The organism is Streptomyces sp. HNM0574 (assembly GCF_012726235.1).
In the GTDB taxonomy this organism is placed as follows: Bacteria; Actinomycetota; Actinomycetes; order Streptomycetales; family Streptomycetaceae; genus Streptomyces.
In genome coordinates this window covers 142,410-158,908 of the sequence record NZ_JAASAH010000007.1, presented here as the reverse complement: position 1 = coordinate 158,908, position 16,499 = coordinate 142,410, and the positions used below count along the sequence as shown (strand labels likewise).

The 16,499-nt window shown below is 72.4% G+C and carries 15 protein-coding genes; all 15 read left to right on the top strand.

Annotated features, from left to right (window positions below):
• Nucleotides 1-24 precede the first annotated feature (24 nt).
• Complete coding sequence (locus tag HCC30_RS14960) at nt 25-780, top strand: class I SAM-dependent methyltransferase (protein ID WP_169443004.1); 756 nt, start codon at nt 25-27, stop codon at nt 778-780.
• 236 nt (nt 781-1,016) lie between these two features.
• Nucleotides 1,017-2,324, top strand: a complete 1,308-nt coding sequence (locus HCC30_RS14955) for a nucleotide disphospho-sugar-binding domain-containing protein (protein WP_169443003.1) — start codon at nt 1,017-1,019, stop codon at nt 2,322-2,324.
• 80 nt (nt 2,325-2,404) lie between these two features.
• The gene (locus HCC30_RS14950) at nt 2,405-3,496 is read left to right on the top strand and encodes a Gfo/Idh/MocA family oxidoreductase (RefSeq protein ID WP_346776638.1); all 1,092 of its coding nucleotides are present in this window, start codon (nt 2,405-2,407) and stop codon (nt 3,494-3,496) included.
• On the top strand, nt 3,489-5,156 hold the full coding sequence (locus tag HCC30_RS14945; RefSeq protein WP_169443001.1) for an MFS transporter: 1,668 nt from the start codon (nt 3,489-3,491) through the stop codon (nt 5,154-5,156). The genes HCC30_RS14950 and HCC30_RS14945 overlap by 8 nt, the downstream gene beginning before the upstream one ends.
• Nucleotides 5,153-6,310, top strand: a complete 1,158-nt coding sequence (locus HCC30_RS14940; RefSeq protein ID WP_169443000.1) for a DegT/DnrJ/EryC1/StrS family aminotransferase — start codon at nt 5,153-5,155, stop codon at nt 6,308-6,310. Before HCC30_RS14945 ends, HCC30_RS14940 begins: the two co-directional genes overlap by 4 nt.
• A gap of 132 nt (nt 6,311-6,442) precedes the next feature.
• The gene (locus HCC30_RS14935) at nt 6,443-7,060 is read left to right on the top strand and encodes a dTDP-4-dehydrorhamnose 3,5-epimerase family protein (RefSeq protein ID WP_169442999.1); all 618 of its coding nucleotides are present in this window, start codon (nt 6,443-6,445) and stop codon (nt 7,058-7,060) included.
• A gap of 3 nt (nt 7,061-7,063) precedes the next feature.
• Complete coding sequence (locus HCC30_RS14930) at nt 7,064-8,131, top strand: glucose-1-phosphate thymidylyltransferase (protein WP_169442998.1); 1,068 nt, start codon at nt 7,064-7,066, stop codon at nt 8,129-8,131.
• The gene (gene rfbB, locus HCC30_RS14925; protein ID WP_169442997.1) at nt 8,128-9,117 is read left to right on the top strand and encodes a dTDP-glucose 4,6-dehydratase; all 990 of its coding nucleotides are present in this window, start codon (nt 8,128-8,130) and stop codon (nt 9,115-9,117) included. Before HCC30_RS14930 ends, rfbB begins: the two co-directional genes overlap by 4 nt.
• Nucleotides 9,118-9,125: 8 nt before the next feature.
• Entirely contained in the window at nt 9,126-10,457 is a 1,332-nt protein-coding gene (gene rfbH / locus HCC30_RS14920; RefSeq protein ID WP_169442996.1) for a lipopolysaccharide biosynthesis protein RfbH, read from the top strand.
• Nucleotides 10,454-11,860, top strand: a complete 1,407-nt coding sequence (locus HCC30_RS14915; RefSeq protein ID WP_169442995.1) for an NDP-hexose 2,3-dehydratase family protein — start codon at nt 10,454-10,456, stop codon at nt 11,858-11,860. Before rfbH ends, HCC30_RS14915 begins: the two co-directional genes overlap by 4 nt.
• On the top strand, nt 11,857-12,849 hold the full coding sequence (locus tag HCC30_RS14910) for a Gfo/Idh/MocA family oxidoreductase (RefSeq protein WP_346776637.1): 993 nt from the start codon (nt 11,857-11,859) through the stop codon (nt 12,847-12,849). Before HCC30_RS14915 ends, HCC30_RS14910 begins: the two co-directional genes overlap by 4 nt.
• Nucleotides 12,850-12,935: 86 nt before the next feature.
• Nucleotides 12,936-13,250, top strand: a complete 315-nt coding sequence (locus tag HCC30_RS14905) for a VOC family protein (protein ID WP_169442994.1) — start codon at nt 12,936-12,938, stop codon at nt 13,248-13,250.
• A gap of 299 nt (nt 13,251-13,549) precedes the next feature.
• Entirely contained in the window at nt 13,550-14,197 is a 648-nt protein-coding gene (locus tag HCC30_RS14900) for a hypothetical protein (RefSeq protein WP_169442993.1), read from the top strand.
• 108 nt (nt 14,198-14,305) lie between these two features.
• Entirely contained in the window at nt 14,306-15,205 is a 900-nt protein-coding gene (locus tag HCC30_RS14895) for an alpha/beta fold hydrolase (protein WP_169442992.1), read from the top strand.
• Nucleotides 15,202-16,488, top strand: a complete 1,287-nt coding sequence (locus HCC30_RS14890; protein ID WP_346776636.1) for an MFS transporter — start codon at nt 15,202-15,204, stop codon at nt 16,486-16,488. Before HCC30_RS14895 ends, HCC30_RS14890 begins: the two co-directional genes overlap by 4 nt.
• Nucleotides 16,489-16,499: the final 11 nt, after the last annotated feature.

The window sequence follows — 16,499 nt, the reverse complement described above, 5'->3', positions numbered from 1 at the left end:
CCGACCAACGACACAGGGGGCACGATGAGTTCCGCACCGGAGGCCGTGCATTCCGCGTACAGCGCGGAGCACGCCGAGATCTACGACTTCATTCACGCGGCCCGCGGCCGTGACTGGGCGGCCGAGGCGGACGAACTGGCCGGCATCGTCAAGCAGCGCAATCCCGGCGCCGATTCGGTGCTCGACGTGGCCTGCGGTACGGGTGAGCACCTGGTGCACTTCTCCCGCCGCTTCGGCCGCGCCGACGGCCTGGAGCTCTCCGAGGGGATGCGCCGCATCGCCCAGGCCAAGCTGCCGCACGGCCGGGTGCACGCCGGGGACATGCGGGACTTCGCGCTCGGCACCACCTACGACGCGGTGCTGTGCATGTGCTTCTCGCTGGCCTACGCCGCCGACGAGGCGGAGATGCGCGCCGGCGCCGCCGCGCTCGTACGGCATCTGGCCCCGGGCGGCGTCGTCGTCGCCGAACCCTGGTGGTTCCCGGAGAAGTTCCTCGACGGCTTCGTCTCGGCCGGTCTCGCGCAGGAGCCGGGCCGGGCCGTCAGCAGGCTCTCCCACTCGACCCGCGAGGGCCGCAGCAGCCGCATGACGGTGCGGTACACCGTGGCGGACACGAAGGGCATCCGGGAGTTCACCGAGCACGAGGTGTACTCGCTCTTCACCCAGCAGGAATACGAGGACGCCTTCGCCGCCGCCGGCTGCCCCGTGACGTACCACCCCGGGGGCCCGAACGGCCGCGGGCTCTTCATCGGCCGACGGGAGACCGGGCCCGGGGCCTGACGCCCCGGAGGGTCCGGGCCCGCCCCGTCGCGCCCGTTTCTGCAACTCTTTGTCAAGTGGCTTGCCGGTCTTGCGCGGTGCGAAGAGACTTTCCGGTGTGCTCGACACATGTCCCGGCGCATGGTCAGAAACATGCCCCGGTACAGGAAATCGGGCGAGGGAACGCCCCCTTTTCCGTCGAGTTCTTCCGGACGATTTCGCAGGGCGCGCAGGGAAGCCGAAGAAAGGGAAGACCCATGAGGGTTCTCATCACCGTCCCGCCTGCCTTCGCGCACATCAATCCCGTGATTCCGCTGGCCGGAGCACTCCGGGGAGCCGGACACGACGTCTGCTTCGCCACCCACCCGGAAATGACCGAGGTCATCAGGGACTTGGGTTTCTTCGTCGTGCCGGTGGGCGGAGAGGGCTTCGGAAAGGTGCAGCTGCCGGGGAGCGAAGCGCTCTACGACCGCATCGTCGAGGTCCTGGCCGGAGAACTCTCCGAGGGGTCAGGGCCGGGCGGGGAGAGCCCGCACCGGCTGCCGACGAAGCCCGTGTTCGAGACGTTCACGAACTACTGCAGCGACCGCCCGACCGCCGAGGGCGCCGGACTGATGGCCGACGAACTCGTCGAGTTCGCCCGCGGCTGGCAGCCGGACCTCGTCCTGTGGGACACGGTCGCCTTCCCCGGCGCGGTGGCGGCGGCCGCCTGCGGCGCGGCCCACGCCCGCCTGGTCTGGGGCATGGACGACTTCGGCTGGACCCGGCAGCGGCTGTCCGAGCAGCGGCGGCGCCCCGGCGCGCCCGCCGACGCGGACCCCATGGCCGAGATGATGCGGCCCCTGCTGCGCCGCCACGGCCTGGAGTTCCACGACGAACTGCTGGTCGGCCAGTGGGTCATGGACAACTTCCCCGCCATCGGCCTGCGCGCCCCGCTGGACCTGCCGTACCTGTACTCCAGGCCGGTGCCCTTCAACGGCTCCGGCGTGGTCCCCGACTGGCTGTACGCGCGCTCGGGCCGCCGCCGGGTCGCCCTCTCGCTGGGCGCCGGCATGCGCAGCTTCTACCCGGCGGACAGCGTCATCGACCTCGACGCGCTCTTCGAGGCCGCCGTGAAGCTGGACGTCGAGATGGTGGCCACGCTCAACAGCGTCCAGCTGGAAAGCGTGCGGAACGTGCCGGAGAACGTGCGGGTGATCGACTACCTGCCGCTCAACCTGCTGCTCCCCACCTGCTCGGCCCTGGTGCACCACGGCGGCGGCGGAACCTTCGGCGCGGCCGTGGCGTACCGCGTCCCCCAGCTGGTCTGGCCCGAGGAGAGCCAGTACTACGAGGACATCGCCCGGTACGTGCACCGCAGCGGCGCCGGGCTGGCCGTCGACCGCGAGGACGACTCGCCCGGCACGGTGACCGGACAGCTGGCCGGTCTGCTCGACGACCCGGCCTTCGCGGACGGCACCGAGGCCCTGCACCGGAACATGCTGACGGTGCCGAGCCCGACCGACGTCGTGCCCGCCCTGGAGAGGCTGACCGCGCAGTACCGCGGGAACGCCCGCCACCGGTGATGGCCTACCGACAGGGGCCCGGGGCCGGCCCGTTCACCGCAGGACCGCCCGCAGGACCGCCCGGAGGACGGAGCGGGCCCGTGCGGATCGGCGTCCTGGGCGCCGCCTCCATCGCCCGGCGCCGGGTGCTCCCCGCGATGGCCCGGCGCCCCGAACTCACCCTTGTGGCGACGGCGAGCCGGAGCCTGCCCAAGGCGAGGGAGATCGCCGAGGAGTTCGGCGGCGAAGCGGTCGAGGGGTACGAGCGGCTGCTGGCCCGGGACGACATCGAGGCGGTCTACATCCCGCTTCCGGTGACGATGCACGCCGAGTGGACCGAGCGGGCGCTCCGCGCCGGGCTGCACGTGCTGTGCGAGAAGCCCCTCACCGGCGAACTGGGCAGCACCCGGCGGCTGACGGCCCTGGCCCGCGAGCGGGGGCTGACGCTCATGGAGAACCTGATGTACCGGTGGCACTCCCAGCACCGCACCGTCCGGGAGCTGCTCGACTCCGGCGCGGTGGGGGAAGTCCGCACGCTGACCGCCGAGTTCGCGTTCCCGCCGAAGTCGCCGAAGGACATGCGCTACCAGCCCGTCGGCGGCGGCGCGCTGATCGAGATCGGGGTGTACCCGATCAGCACCGCGCTGCTCTACCTGGGAGACCGGCTCGACGTGCTGGGCGCCTCCGTGCGCCGGCACGCGCGCACCGGCGTCGACCTGTCCGGCGCGGCGCTGCTGTCCGCGCCGGACGGCAGGTACGCGCACCTCACCTGGGGCATGGAGCACGCCTACCGCTCCGTCTACGAGATCTGGGGCAGCGAGGGGCGGCTGGTCGTCGAGTGGGCGTACACGCCTCCGGCCACGCACAGCCCGGTCGTCAGGATCGAGCAGCAGGGACGCGTCGAGCGGCTCACGCTGCCCCCGGACGACCAGTTCGGGAACGTCCTCGCCGACTTCGGCCGCGCGGTGCGCGGCGCCGACGAGGGGACGCACGCCGAGGACTCCCTCCGGCTGGCCGCGCTGATGGACGACGTGGCCACGCGGGTCCTGATGGACGACGTGGCCACCCGCGTCCGCTCCGCGGCCTCCGCACCGCCCCGCCGTACGGAGGGTCGCCGAACGACCGGCAGCTTGCCGGGTGTTCGGCCCGTGCGTGCCGGAACACCCACCCTTGAAGGAGAGAAACATGGCTGAACAACCGCCACCCCGCGCAGGACGGCGGGAGTGGCTCGGGCTGGCCGTCCTGGCGCTGCCGACCCTGCTGCTGGCGCTGAGCATGACCTCGCTGAACCTGGCGATCCCGCACCTGAGCGCGGACCTGAAGCCCAGCGGTACCCAACTGCTGTGGATCATCGACATCTACGGGTTCCTGATCGCCGGAACGCTGATCACGATGGGCTCGCTCGGGGACCGGTTCGGCCGCCGCAGGCTGCTGATGATCGGCTCCGTGACCTTCGCCGCAGCCTCGGTCGTCGGCGCGTTCTCCACCAGCCCCGAGATGCTGATCGTGATGCGCGCGCTGCTCGGGCTGTCCGGCTCGACGCTGATGCCGTCCACGCTGGCGCTGCTGAGCACCATGTTCCGGGACAAGGCGCAGCGGACCTTCGCCATCTCGACGTGGATGGCCACCTTCATGGGCGGAACGGCCGTCGGGCCGCTGGCCGGCGGGGCGCTGCTGGAGTACTTCTGGTGGGGCTCGGTGTTCCTCATGGGCGCGCCGGTCATGCTGCTCCTGGTGCTGCTGGGGCCCCTGCTGCTGCCGGAGAGCAAGACGGAGGACTCCGGCCGGATCGACGTGATCAGCGTCCTGCTGTCCCTGGCGGGCATCCTGACCATGGTCTACGGGCTGAAGAAGGGCGCCGAACAGGGCCTGGAGGTCGTCCCGTTCGTCTTCATGGGCGTCGGCGCCGTGATCTGTCTGGTGTTCCTGCGCAGGCAGCGGCGCCTCACGCATCCGCTGCTCGACCTGGACATCTTCAAGGAGCGGTCCTACAGCACGCCGATCGCCGCCGTGGCCATGGCGATGATCATGAACGGCGGCATCAACTTCTTCCTGATGCAGTTCCTGCAGATGATCGTCGGCCTCTCGCCGCTCCAGGCGGGCCTGTGCACGCTGCCGCCGACCGCGGTCAGCATGGCCAGCTCCATGCTCGGCCCGAAGATCACCAAGGGGATACGGCCCGGCTACGTCCTGGCCTGCTCGTTCCTGATCACGGCCGGCGGTTTCGCCGTGGTCGCGCAGGCGGACCGGAACTCCGGCGTGGTGCTCGTGGTCTCCGGCCTCGTCGTCATGGCCGTCGGCTTCGGCACCGCCATGGCCCTGTCGACCTCGCTCGCGCTGGGCTCCATCTCCACGGAGAAGTCCGGTGTCGCCTCGGCCACTTCGGAGACCAGCACCGAGCTGGGCATGTCGCTGGGCATCGCCTTCCTCGGCAGCCTGGGCACGGCCGTCTACCGCAACCAGATCAACGCCCTGGCCCCGGACGGCGTGCCGGAGGCCTCGCTGGCCCGGGCCGAGGACACGATCGGCGCCGCCATGACGGAGGTCGAACGCCTCTCCGGGCAGGCCGCCGACGGGCTGCTGGACGCGGCGAGCACCGCCTTCGCCACGGGCCTGCGGGTCAACTCGATAGTCGGCGCCGCCGGCATGGCCCTGGTGGCCGTCGTCGTCGCCGTCCTCCTGCGCAAGGTGCCGCCGATCGCCGACGACCCCGACGACGCGGACAAGGCCGACGACGCCGAACAGCCCGACGGGGGCGACGGCGACGGAGCGGCGGAGAACTCCGGGCAGCCCGAGGACGCGGAATCCCGCGGGGAACGGCAGCCGGAAGCGACCATGAGAGGCACGGAATGATCAACGTATTCCAGCCCAGCCTGGGCGAGGAGGAAGCCGCCGTCGTGGCGGACGTGTTCGCCGGGAACTGGCTGGGCCACGGCCCGCGCACCAAGAACTTCGAGGCGGAGTTCGCCGCACACCTCGGCGCCGACGCCGACCAGGTGCTGTTCATCAACTCCTGCACCGCGGGACTGTTCCTCGCCACGGAGCTGCTGGAACTCGGCCCCGGGGACGACGTCGTCCTGCCCTCGGTGAGCTTCGTCGCGGCCGCCAACGCGGTGGCCGCGACGGGCGCCAGGCCGGTGTTCTGCGACACCGACCCCCGCACCCTCAACCCGACGGCCGCGCACGTGGAGGCCGCGCTGACCTCCCGCACCAAGGCGGTCCTGGTCCTGCACTACGGCGGCCACCCCGGCGACATCGAGGCCATCGCCGCGCTCTGCCGCCGGCGCGACGTCACGCTGATCGAGGACGCGGCCTGCGCGGTCGCCTCCCGCGTCGGCGACACCGCCTGCGGCACCTTCGGCGACCTGGCCATCTGGAGCTTCGACGCGATGAAGGTCCTGGTCACCGGTGACGGCGGGGCCCTCTACGCACGCGACCCCCAGGTCGCCGCCAAGGCCCGCACCTTGGCGTACCACGGCATCGAGCAGGCCAGCGGCTTCAGCGCGGCACGGGTCTCCCCCCGCTGGTGGGAGCTGAACGTGCAGGACTTCGGGCGCCGCATCATCGGCAACGACATGACCGCCGCGATCGGCAGCGTCCAGCTGCGCAGGCTGCCCGAGTTCGTGGAGCGCAGGCGCGAGGTGGCCGCGATGTACGACAGCCTGCTCGCCGGCCTGGCGGACGTCGCGCTGCCGCCGAAGCTGCCCGAGGGGCACAGCGGCTCGTACTACTTCTACTGGGTGCAGATGGACGCCGCGATCCGCGACCAGGTCGCCGCCGACCTGCTGGAGCGCGGCATCTACACCACCTTCCGGTACCCGACGCTGCACAAGGTCCCGGCCTACCGCGCCGAGGACAGCGTCCTGCCCGGAGCCGACCTGGCCGCCGACACGACGCTGCTGCTGCCGCTGCACCAGGGGCTGACGGACGCCGAAGTACGCACCGTCGCCGAGGAGTTCCGCACGGCCGTGGAGCACCGGACGCGGGAGCTGGCGGCAGCCGCCTGAAGAACCCGACGTCCGAGCACGCCCCCACAAGGCCCCGGCACGGGTTGCCGGGGCCTTCGCCGTTCCGGCGGCACGAGCGTTCCGGCGGCACGAGGGCCCGGCGGCGCGACGAGAGGAGAGGACGGATGAGGCATGCGCGTTGAGGAGACCCCGGTCCCCGGGGTGTACGTCGTCACCCCGCGCGCGCACCGCGACCCGCGCGGCGACTTCTTCGAGGGGATGCGTGCCGACCTGCTGGAGGAGGCGACGGGCGAGCCGTTCGTCCCGCGCCAGATCAACTACTCCTCCTCGCGCCGCAACACGCTCCGCGGGCTGCACGGCGTCACGGTGCCCCCGGGACAGGCCAAGTACGTCACCTGCGTGCGGGGCGCCTTCCGCGACATCGTCGTCGACCTGCGCCTGGGCTCTCCCACCTTCGGACGCTGCCATGTCACCGAACTGGACGCCGAGTCGGGCCGGAGCGTCCTGGTGCCCGAAGGGGTCGGGCACGGCTTCCTGACCCACGCCGACGACACCTGCATCTGCTACGTGCTGTCCAGCACCTATGTGCCGGGCACCCAGATCGACATCGACCCACTGGACCGCGAGCTCGCCCTGCCCTGGGGGTTCACGCGACGGCCGCTGATGTCCGAGAAGGACGCGCGCGCACCCTCCCTCGCCCAGGCCCGCTCCGCGGGGCTGCTGGCCCGGTGGGACGAGGTCCGCGCGCCGCTGGCCGGTGGACCCTCCGCCCCACGTGAGGAGACATAAGTCATGAAGGCTCTGGTGCTGTCCGGCGGGTCGGGAACCCGCCTGCGGCCGTTCAGCTATTCCATGCCCAAGCAGCTCATACCCATCGCCAACAAGCCCGTGCTGGAACACGTGCTGGAGAACATCCGCGACCTCGGCGTCACCGAGATCGGGGTCGTCGTCGGCGACCGCGCCCAGCAGATCTCCGAGGTCATCGGGGACGGGACGCGGCTGGGCGTGAGGATCACCTACATCCCGCAGGAGAAGCCGCTGGGCCTGGCCCACTGCGTGGCGCTGGCCCGCCCGTTCCTCGGCGAGGACGACTTCGTGATGTACCTCGGCGACAACATGCTGCCCGACGGCATCACCGCCGTCGCCGAGGACTTCGCGGCGCACCGCCCCGAGGCGCAGGTCGTGGTGCACAAGGTGCCCGACCCCCGCTCGTTCGGCGTGGCCGAACTCGACACCGAGGGACGGGTGGAGCGGCTCGTCGAGAAGCCGCCGCAGCCGAAGAGCGACCTCGCCCTGATCGGCGTCTACTTCTTCACCCCGGCCGTCCACGAGGCGGTGGCCGCCATCGAGCCCAGCGCCCGCGGCGAGCTGGAGATCACCGACGCGATCCAGTGGCTCGTCACGCACGGCCGCCGCGTCGAGGCCAGCGTGTACGACGGCTACTGGAAGGACACCGGCCGGGCCGAGGACGTCCTGGAGTGCAACCGGCGGATGCTGGAGAGCCTGCGCCCGTGCCTGGCGGGCGAGGTGGACGCGCACAGCCGCGTCCACGGCACCGTCGTGGTGGAGCCGGGCGCCCGCGTGGTGCGCTCCACCGTCGAGGGCCCCGTGGTGATCGGCGCCGGCTCGCTCGTCGAGGACAGCCACATCGGCCCCGGCACCTCCGTCGGGCGGGACTGCGAGCTGCGCGGCACCCACGTCACGGACTCCATCGTGCTCGACGGCGCCCGGATCAGCGGCGTCCCCGGGCTGCACGGATCGCTCATCGGACGCGGTGCCCACGTGGGAGCCACGTCCGCCGGCACGGCCCACCACCGCCTGGTGGTCGGCGACGACACCCGGATCGAGGTGGCGGCATGAGGCTCCTGGTGACCGGCGGCGCCGGTTTCATCGGCTCGCACTACGTGCGGACCCTGCTGGACGGCGGCCACCCGGGCTTCGAGGACGCCCGGGTCACCGTGCTGGACAAGCTCAGCTACGCCGGGAACCGGGCGAACCTGCCCGCCGAGCACCCGCGGCTGGACTTCGTCGAGGGCGACATCTGCGACCTGGACCTGCTGCGCGAGGTCTTCCCCGGGCACGACGCGGTGCTGCACTTCGCCGCCGAGTCGCACGTGGACCGCTCGGTGGAGTCCGCGGCCGAGTTCATCCGCACGAACGTCGGCGGCACCCAGACGGTGCTGGACGCGTGCCTGGAGACCGGCGTCGACCGCGTCGTGCACGTCTCCACCGACGAGGTGTACGGCTCCATCGCCGAGGGCTCGTGGACGGAGGAGTGGCCGCTCGCGCCCAACTCCCCCTACTCCGCGTCCAAGGCGGGCTCCGACCTCGTCGCCCGCGCGTACTGGCGCACCCACGGGCTCGACGTGTCGATCACCCGCTGCTCCAACAACTACGGCCCCTACCAGCACCCCGAGAAGCTGATCCCGCTGTTCGTCACCAACCTCATGGAGGGCGAACAGGTGCCGCTCTACGGGGACGGCAGGAACGTTCGCGAGTGGGTGCACGTCGACGACCACTGCCGGGCTGTCCAGCTGGTGCTCACCAAGGGCCGGGCCGGCGAGATCTACAACGTCGGCGGCGGCAACGAGCAGACCAACGTCGGCATCACCGAGCGGGTGCTCCAACTCTGCGACGCGGACTGGTCGATGGTCCGCAGGGTCGCCGACCGCAAGGGCCACGACCTGCGGTACTCCCTCGACGACAGCAAGATCCGCGAGGAGCTGGGCTACGGCCCGAACGTCCCCTTCGACCAGGGCCTGGCGGCCACCGTCGCCTGGTACCGCGACACCCCCTACTGGTGGAAACCCCTCAAGCACGGCAGCGAAGCACACGAGGAGAAGTGAGCCGCGACATGAGCGACCCCACCGGGCACGGCCCCGGCACCGACCACAAGGCCCTGGTGCTCGACGAGACCCGCAAGTACCACCTGGAGCAGCAGTCCGGCGGCGGCTTCGTCCCCGGCGTCACCGAGATCTGGCCCTCCGGCGCCGTGCTCGACGCCGACGACCGCGCGGCGCTCGTCGAGGCCGCGCTGGAGATGACCATCGCCGCGGGGAGCCGCTCGCAGCGGTTCGAGTCGCGGTTCGCGAAGCTGCTGAAGCGGCGCAAGGCCCACCTGACCAACTCGGGCTCCTCCGCGAACCTGCTGGCGCTGACCGCGCTGACCTCGCACGTCCTGGGCGACCGCAGGCTCCGCCCCGGCGACGAGGTGATCACCGTGGCGGCGGGTTTCCCGACGACGGTGAACCCCATCGTGCAGAACGGCCTGGTGCCCGTCTTCGTCGACATCGAGCTGGGCATCTACAACACCACGGCGGACCGGGTGGCCGAGGCGATCGGCCCGAAGACCCGCGCCATCATGATCGCGCACGCGCTGGGCAACCCCTTCGAGGTCGCCGAGATCGCCCAACTCGCCAAGGAACACGACCTGTTCTTCGTCGAGGACAACTGCGACGCCGTCGGCTCCACCTACGGCGGGCAGCTCACCGGCACCTTCGGCGACCTCACCACCGTCAGCTTCTACCCCGCGCACCATCTGACGATGGGCGAGGGCGGCTGCGTCCTCACCTCGAACCTGAAGCTGCATCGCGTCGTGGAGTCACTGCGGGACTGGGGGCGGGACTGCTGGTGCGAGCCGGGCAAGTCCAACACCTGCCTCAAGCGCTTCGACCACCAGCTGGGGCGGCTGCCCGCCGGCTACGACCACAAGTACATCTTCAGCCACGTCGGGTACAACCTGAAGGCCACCGACCTCCAGGCGGCGCTGGGCCTGACCCAGCTCGACAAGCTGGACGGCTTCGTCGAGGCCAGGCGCCGCAACTGGCGCCGGATGCGCGAGGGGCTCGACGGGGTGCCGCACCTGCGGCTCCCCGAGCCGACGCCCGGCAGCGACCCGAGCTGGTTCGGCTTCATCCTGTCCGTCGACCCGGAAGCGCCCTTCACCCGGGCCGCGTTGGTGGACTTCCTGGAGAGCCGGAAGATCGGCACCCGCAGGCTGTTCGCCGGCAACCTGACCCGGCAGCCCGCCTACACCGACGTCCCGCACCGCGTGGTGGGCGACCTGGCCAACAGCGACTTCGTCACCGAGCACACCTTCTGGACGGGCGTCTACCCCGGCCTGACCGACGAGATGATCGACTATGTCGTCGCCTCGGTACGGGAGTTCGTCGGGAGCCACACATGACCCCGGCGGCGACGGCCCCCGCGCTCCGCCTCACCACCCGCGCCGACGTCCGGCTGCCGGAGCTGCTGGCCCGCTCGGCCGCGGCCCGGACGGAAGGGACGCAGCTCGCCACCGGGGACTTCGCGCCCTGGCTGGCGGCCCGCGGCCGGGCCCACCGCTTCGCCGTCGAACGGATACCGTTCGACGGGCTCGACGGCTGGTCCTTCGCCCCGGAGACCGGCAACCTGGTGCACCGCAGCGGACGGTTCTTCACCGTCGAGGGGATGCACGCGCGCACCGGCGAAGCGCCCTTCCCCGAGTGGCACCAGCCCGTCATCAAGCAGCCCGAGGTCGGCATCCTGGGCATCCTGGCCAAGGAGTTCGACGGCGTCCTGCACTTCCTGATGCAGGCCAAGATGGAGCCGGGCAACCCCAACCTGCTCCAGCTCTCGCCGACGGTGCAGGCCACCCGCAGCAACTACACCAAGGTGCACCGCGGCGCGGACGTGAAGTACATCGAGTACTTCGTACGGCCGGGGCGCGGACGGCCGCTGGCCGACGTCCTCCAGTCCGAGCACGGCTCCTGGTTCTACCGGAAGTCCAACCGGAACATGCTCGTCGTCACCGACGAGGAGGTGCCCGTCGACGAGGACTTCTGCTGGCTGACCCTCGGGCAGCTGGGCGAACTCCTCCGCCGGGACAACGTGGTCAACATGGACGCCCGCACCGTCCTGGCCTGCCTGCCCGGCGCCCTCACCGGCGACCTCGCCCTGCACAGCGACACCGGGCTGCTGTCCTGGTTCACCGGCGAGCGCTCCCGGCACGACCTGCACACCCGGCTCACGCCGCTGCGCTCCACCCCGGGCTGGCAGCGGGACGAGTGGAGCGTCCACCACGAGGCGGGCCGCTACTTCCGGGTGGTCGCCCTCGCCGTCCAGGCCGGGAACCGGGAGGTGACGGGCTGGACCCAGCCGCTGTTCGAGCCGGTCGGCACCGGCGTCACCGCGTTCCTCACCCGCCGGATCGACGGGGTGCCGCACCTGCTGGCGCACGCCAGGGTGGAGGGCGGGTTCCTCGACACCGTCGAGATCGGCCCCACCGTCCAGTACACGCCGGAGAACCACGCGCACCTCGGCCCCGACGGCCGCCCGCCGTACCTGGCCGAGGTGCTGGCCGCCGAGCCCTCCCGCATCCGCTACGAGGCCGTGCACTCCGAGGAGGGCGGCCGCTTCCTCAACGCGGAGAGCCGCTACCTGTTCGTGGACGCCCAGGACCTGCCGGGGGAGACGGTCACCGAACCGCCTCCCGGCTACCGCTGGGTGACGCCCGCGCAGCTCGGCTCGCTGACCCGGCACGGGCACTACGTCAACGTCCAGGCCCGCACCCTGCTGGCCTGCCTCAACACCGGTGCGGTGACGCTGTGACCGAAGCGGAACCCGTGCGGTTCGGCGTCCTCGGCTGCGCCGAGATCGCCCGCCGCCGGATGCTGCCCGCGATCGCCGCCCACCCGGACGCCGAACTCGCCGCCGTCGCCGCGCGCGAGGCGCACCGGGCCGAGGAGACCGCGCGCCCGTACGGCTGCCGGGCCGTAGGCGGCTACGAGGCGCTGCTCGCCGACCCCGACGTCGAGGCCGTGTACGTGCCGCTGCCCAACGCGCTGCACGCCGACTGGGTGGCGGCGGCGCTGGACGCGGGCAAGCACGTGCTGGCCGAGAAGCCGCTGACGCTCGAAGCGGAGCGCACCGCGGCGCTGTTCGCGACGGCACGGGAGCGGGGCCTCGTCCTGCGGGAGAACGTGATGTTCCTCCGGCACCGCCAGCACGCGCGCGTGCGCGAGCTCCTCGCCGACGGCGCGCTCGGCGAACTGCGCGCGTTCCGCGCCGAGTTCACCGTCCCCGCGCGGCCCGAGGGCGACATCCGGCACAGCCCCGCGCTGGGCGGCGGCGCGCTGTGGGACACCGGGGTCTACCCCGTACGCGCGGCCCTGCACCTGCTCGGGCCCGGCCTGTCCGTCGTCGGCGCGGTTCTGCGGCAGGACCCGCGCCACGGCGTGGACACCGCGGGCTCCGCGCTGCTGCGCACCCCGGACGGGGCGGGCGTCCAGCTCGCCTTCGGCATCGACCACGGCTACCGCTCCGCGTACGAGCTGACCGGGGAGCTGGGCCGCCTCGTCCTGGACCACGCCTTCACCCCGCCCGCGGGCCACGTGCCCCGGCTGCGGCTGGAGCGGCCCGGGGGAGTGGAGGAGCTGCCGCTGGAGCCGGACGACCAAGTGGCGGGCACCGTCGGCGCGTTCGCCGCCGCCGTCCGCCGCGGCGCCGGCCACCGGGACCGGATCGAGGAGGAGGAATCCCTCCGCCAGGCGGAGCTGCTGGGGGAGCTCGCCCGGTACGGGGCCCCGGCCGGGGCATGAGGACGTCTGCCCGCGGCGGCACGGGGCCGGCGCGGGCGGCACAGGTGGGACCACCCACCGGAACCACGAGAAACACAGGAGGAGAAATGCACGGACGGCTCAGCCTCACGGTGTACTACTGCGAGGACCTGGAGGCCATGGCGTCCTTCTACCGCGACAAGCTCGGCATGAAGACCGTCGCGGAGAAGGAGGACGAGGTCGTCCTCGACGGGAACGGCCACGGGATTCTGCTCCAGAGCCGCGCGACCAAGGGTGCGGAGACCATCTTCACCGGGGTCGACGTCGACGCGGCCTACGAGGACCTCGCCGCCCTGAACCCCTCGCGCCTGGAGGGCGAGGAGTCGCGCGGCTTCGTCGTACGCGACCCCGAGGGCAACACGGTCTGCTTCGTCAACGACTGAGCGCCCCCGGCCGCGTGGGGGAGTCGGACGTGGTCCAACTCCCCGTTCGCAGCGAGGAGTTGACTTCAACATGAGTTGAAGTCGTCTGATGGGTTCTGCGCCGCCGGAGTCCTCCGGCGGCGGAACCCCCGGGAGACGGCTGTGCCCGCAGCTCCCGGCCGGGTTCCCCGGTCCGCCGCCCCGCCGGCCCGCGCCGTGCGTCCACCCCCGTGCGCACGGCGCGGCCGGCGGGTGCGGCCCCCGCCTCCGGACGGCACCGCCGCCGGACCTCTCACGCCCTACCGAGACCAGGAGCGCACATGAGCGCCACCGATCCGCCGAGAATCGCCAAGTACCTCGTCTATCTGGCCGGTTGCGCCGTCTTCTCCAGCGGCGCCTACCTCTTCATCCACTCCGAGCTCGGGGCCGACCCGCTCGACGTCTTCGCCCTCGGATTAATGGAGCACCTGCCCGTCACCGTCGGCCTGGCGCAGACCGGCGTCGCCCTCGTCTGCCTGGCCACCGTCGCGCTGTGGACCCGCAGCAGACCGCTGCTGGCCCCGATGCTGACGTTCTTCCTCTGCGGCAGCGTCATCGACCTGCTGCTCTGGGCCGACCCGGCCGACCTGCTGACGGTCCACCCCGCCGGGCTGCTGATCCTCGCCTCCATGCTCTGCGCCTACGGCTCGGCGCTCATCATCATGAGCAGCTTCGGTATCCGCGCCATCGACCTGCTCGCCATCACCATGACCCGCAAATGGCGCTGGCCGTTCTGGGCGGGCAAGGGCAGCATCGAGGTCACCCTGCTGGTCACCGGCATCCTGATGGGCGGCCCCGCCGGCATCGGCACCGTCGCCTTCCTCGCCGCCGTCGGCCTCCTCATCCAGCCCCTGGTACGCGCCAACGTCCGCTTCCTGGGCATCCCCAACCTCGGCCTCCCCGACCGGAAGCCGGCCGAGGCCGTGTAGCACCCGCACCATTTCGCGCCACGCCACCCCGCCCCGTCACGGTGCGGGGTGCGCTCGTTCCCCGCGCCCCGCGAGAAGGGCGCCCGCCGAAGCGGAGGACACCCGCCGATGCCCGCAGAACCGACCCTCACCGCCCCCGCGAGCACGCCCGTACGCCGCATCACGGTGGAGGCCGCCGACGGCATCACCCTGTCCGGACTGCTCGCCGAGCCCCCGGCGGACGCCGCGGCGGCGCGACCCCGCGCGACCGTCGTCGCCCTGCACGGCGGCGGCATGAGCGCGGGGTACTTCGACTGCCCGGGCAGCCCCGAGCTGTCCCTGCTCGCCCTCGCCGCCCGGCGGGGCCACACCGTCCTCGCGCTCGACCGCCCCGGCTACGGCGACTCGGCGCGCGAGCTCCCCGAGGGCCTCGGACTGACCGGCCAGGCGGCGGTCCTGCGCGGCGCCCTCACCGCCTTCGCCCGCCAACACGCCGTCGACGCAGGCTACTTCCTCGCCGCGCACTCCTACGGCGGCAAGCTCGCCCTGGCCACCGCCGCGGCCCACGAGGACGCGCACGGCTACCGCCTCCTCGGCGCCGACATCTCGGGACTCGGCCACCGCTGGGCCGTCCGCCCGCCGGAGCCCGGCGACGGCGTCCGCACCCACCACCTGCACTGGGGCCCGCTGCGCAGCTACGCGCCCGAGACCTTCCGCCACGTCGCCCGCCTGACGAGCCCGATGCCAGCCCGCGAGGCCGCCGAACTCCCCACCTGGCAGGACACGTTCGACGCGCTGGCACCACGGGTGCGCATCCCGCTGCGGCTGACCTTCGCCGAGCACGAGCGCTGGTGGCGGCACGACGAGGCGTCCCTCGCCGACATGGCGGCACGGCTCGGCAGCCGCCGCGTCCTGCTGGACCGGCAGCCCGGCGCGGGCCACAACATCAGCCTCGGCCACGCGGCCGGCGCGTACCACCTGCGGCTGCTCTCCTTCCTGGAGGACTGCCTCTCCGGCGCCGCCCGGTGACCGGGGAGCGGGCCCGCGAGCCCCTGCTGCGCCGTACGTTCCGCTCGCTCGGGGTGCGCAACTTCCGGCTGTTCGCCGTCGGCCAGGTCGCCTCCGTCTCCGGAACCTGGATGATGGTCACCGCGCAGGACTGGCTGGTGCTACGCATGACGGACGACTCGGCGGGCGCCCTGGGGCTGGTCACCGCGCTCCAGTTCGCGCCGGTGCTGCTGCTGACGATGCTCGGCGGACGGCTCGCCGACCGCTACGACAAGCGCGTCCTGCTGATCGCCGCGAACCTCGTCTCCGGCACCTTCGCCGCGCTGCTCGCGCTCGCCGTGCTCACCGGCTCAGTCCGGTTCTGGCACGTGGCGGTGGCGGCGGCCGCGCTCGGCACCGTCAACGCGGTGGAGATCCCGACCCGGATGTCCTTCGTCAGCGAACTCGTCGGCTCCGAACTCCTGCCCAACGCCTCCGCGTTGAGCGCCGCCTACTTCAACACCGCCAGGGTCCTGGGGCCCGCCGTCGCCGGACTGCTGATCTCCACCGTCGGCACCCCGGCCGTGATGCTGCTCAACGCGGCCAGCTACCTCGCCACCGTCCTCGGCCTGCTGCTGATGCGCCCCGCCGAACTGCACCGCTCCGCCCGCCGCCCCGGCAACGCCGGAGTCGGCGACGGACTCCGCTACGTCCTCTCCCGGGGCGACCTCGTGCTGCCGCTGGCGCTCACCGCCGTCGTCGGGCTCGTCGGCTTCAACTTCCAGCTGACGCTGCCCCTGATGGCCAAGACCGTCTTCGACGCGGGGCCCGCGTCCTTCGGTCTGCTCACCACGGCGCTCGCCGTCGGCTCCCTGCTGGCCGCGCTGGTCACCACGGCCCGGCGCGGCAGGCCCGCGGCCCGCACCGTCGTCCTCGCCGCGCTCGCCTTCGGAGTCCTGGAAACCCTGGCCGGTCTCGCGCCCGGGTACGTCTCGGCTGCGCTCGCGCTCGGGCTGACCGGCTTCGCGATGCTGTACTTCTCGCAGGCCGCCAACCACCGTGTCCAGCTGGGCACCGAGGCCGCCTACCGGGGCCGCGTCCTCGCCCTCTACACCGTGATCGTGCAGGGCAGCACCCCGCTGGGTGCCCTGCTCACCGGCCTGCTCACGGAACAGCTCGGCGCCCGCGCGGGCCTGTACGGCGGCGGCCTGGCCTCCCTCGCCGCGGCCCTGGTGGCGCTGGCCGTGCTGCGCCGCACCGCACGTACCACCGCCCCGCACCGGGCTGCGGGTCCCGTCGCGGAACCCGCCGGTACGGGGCGGTGAGCCCGGTCAGC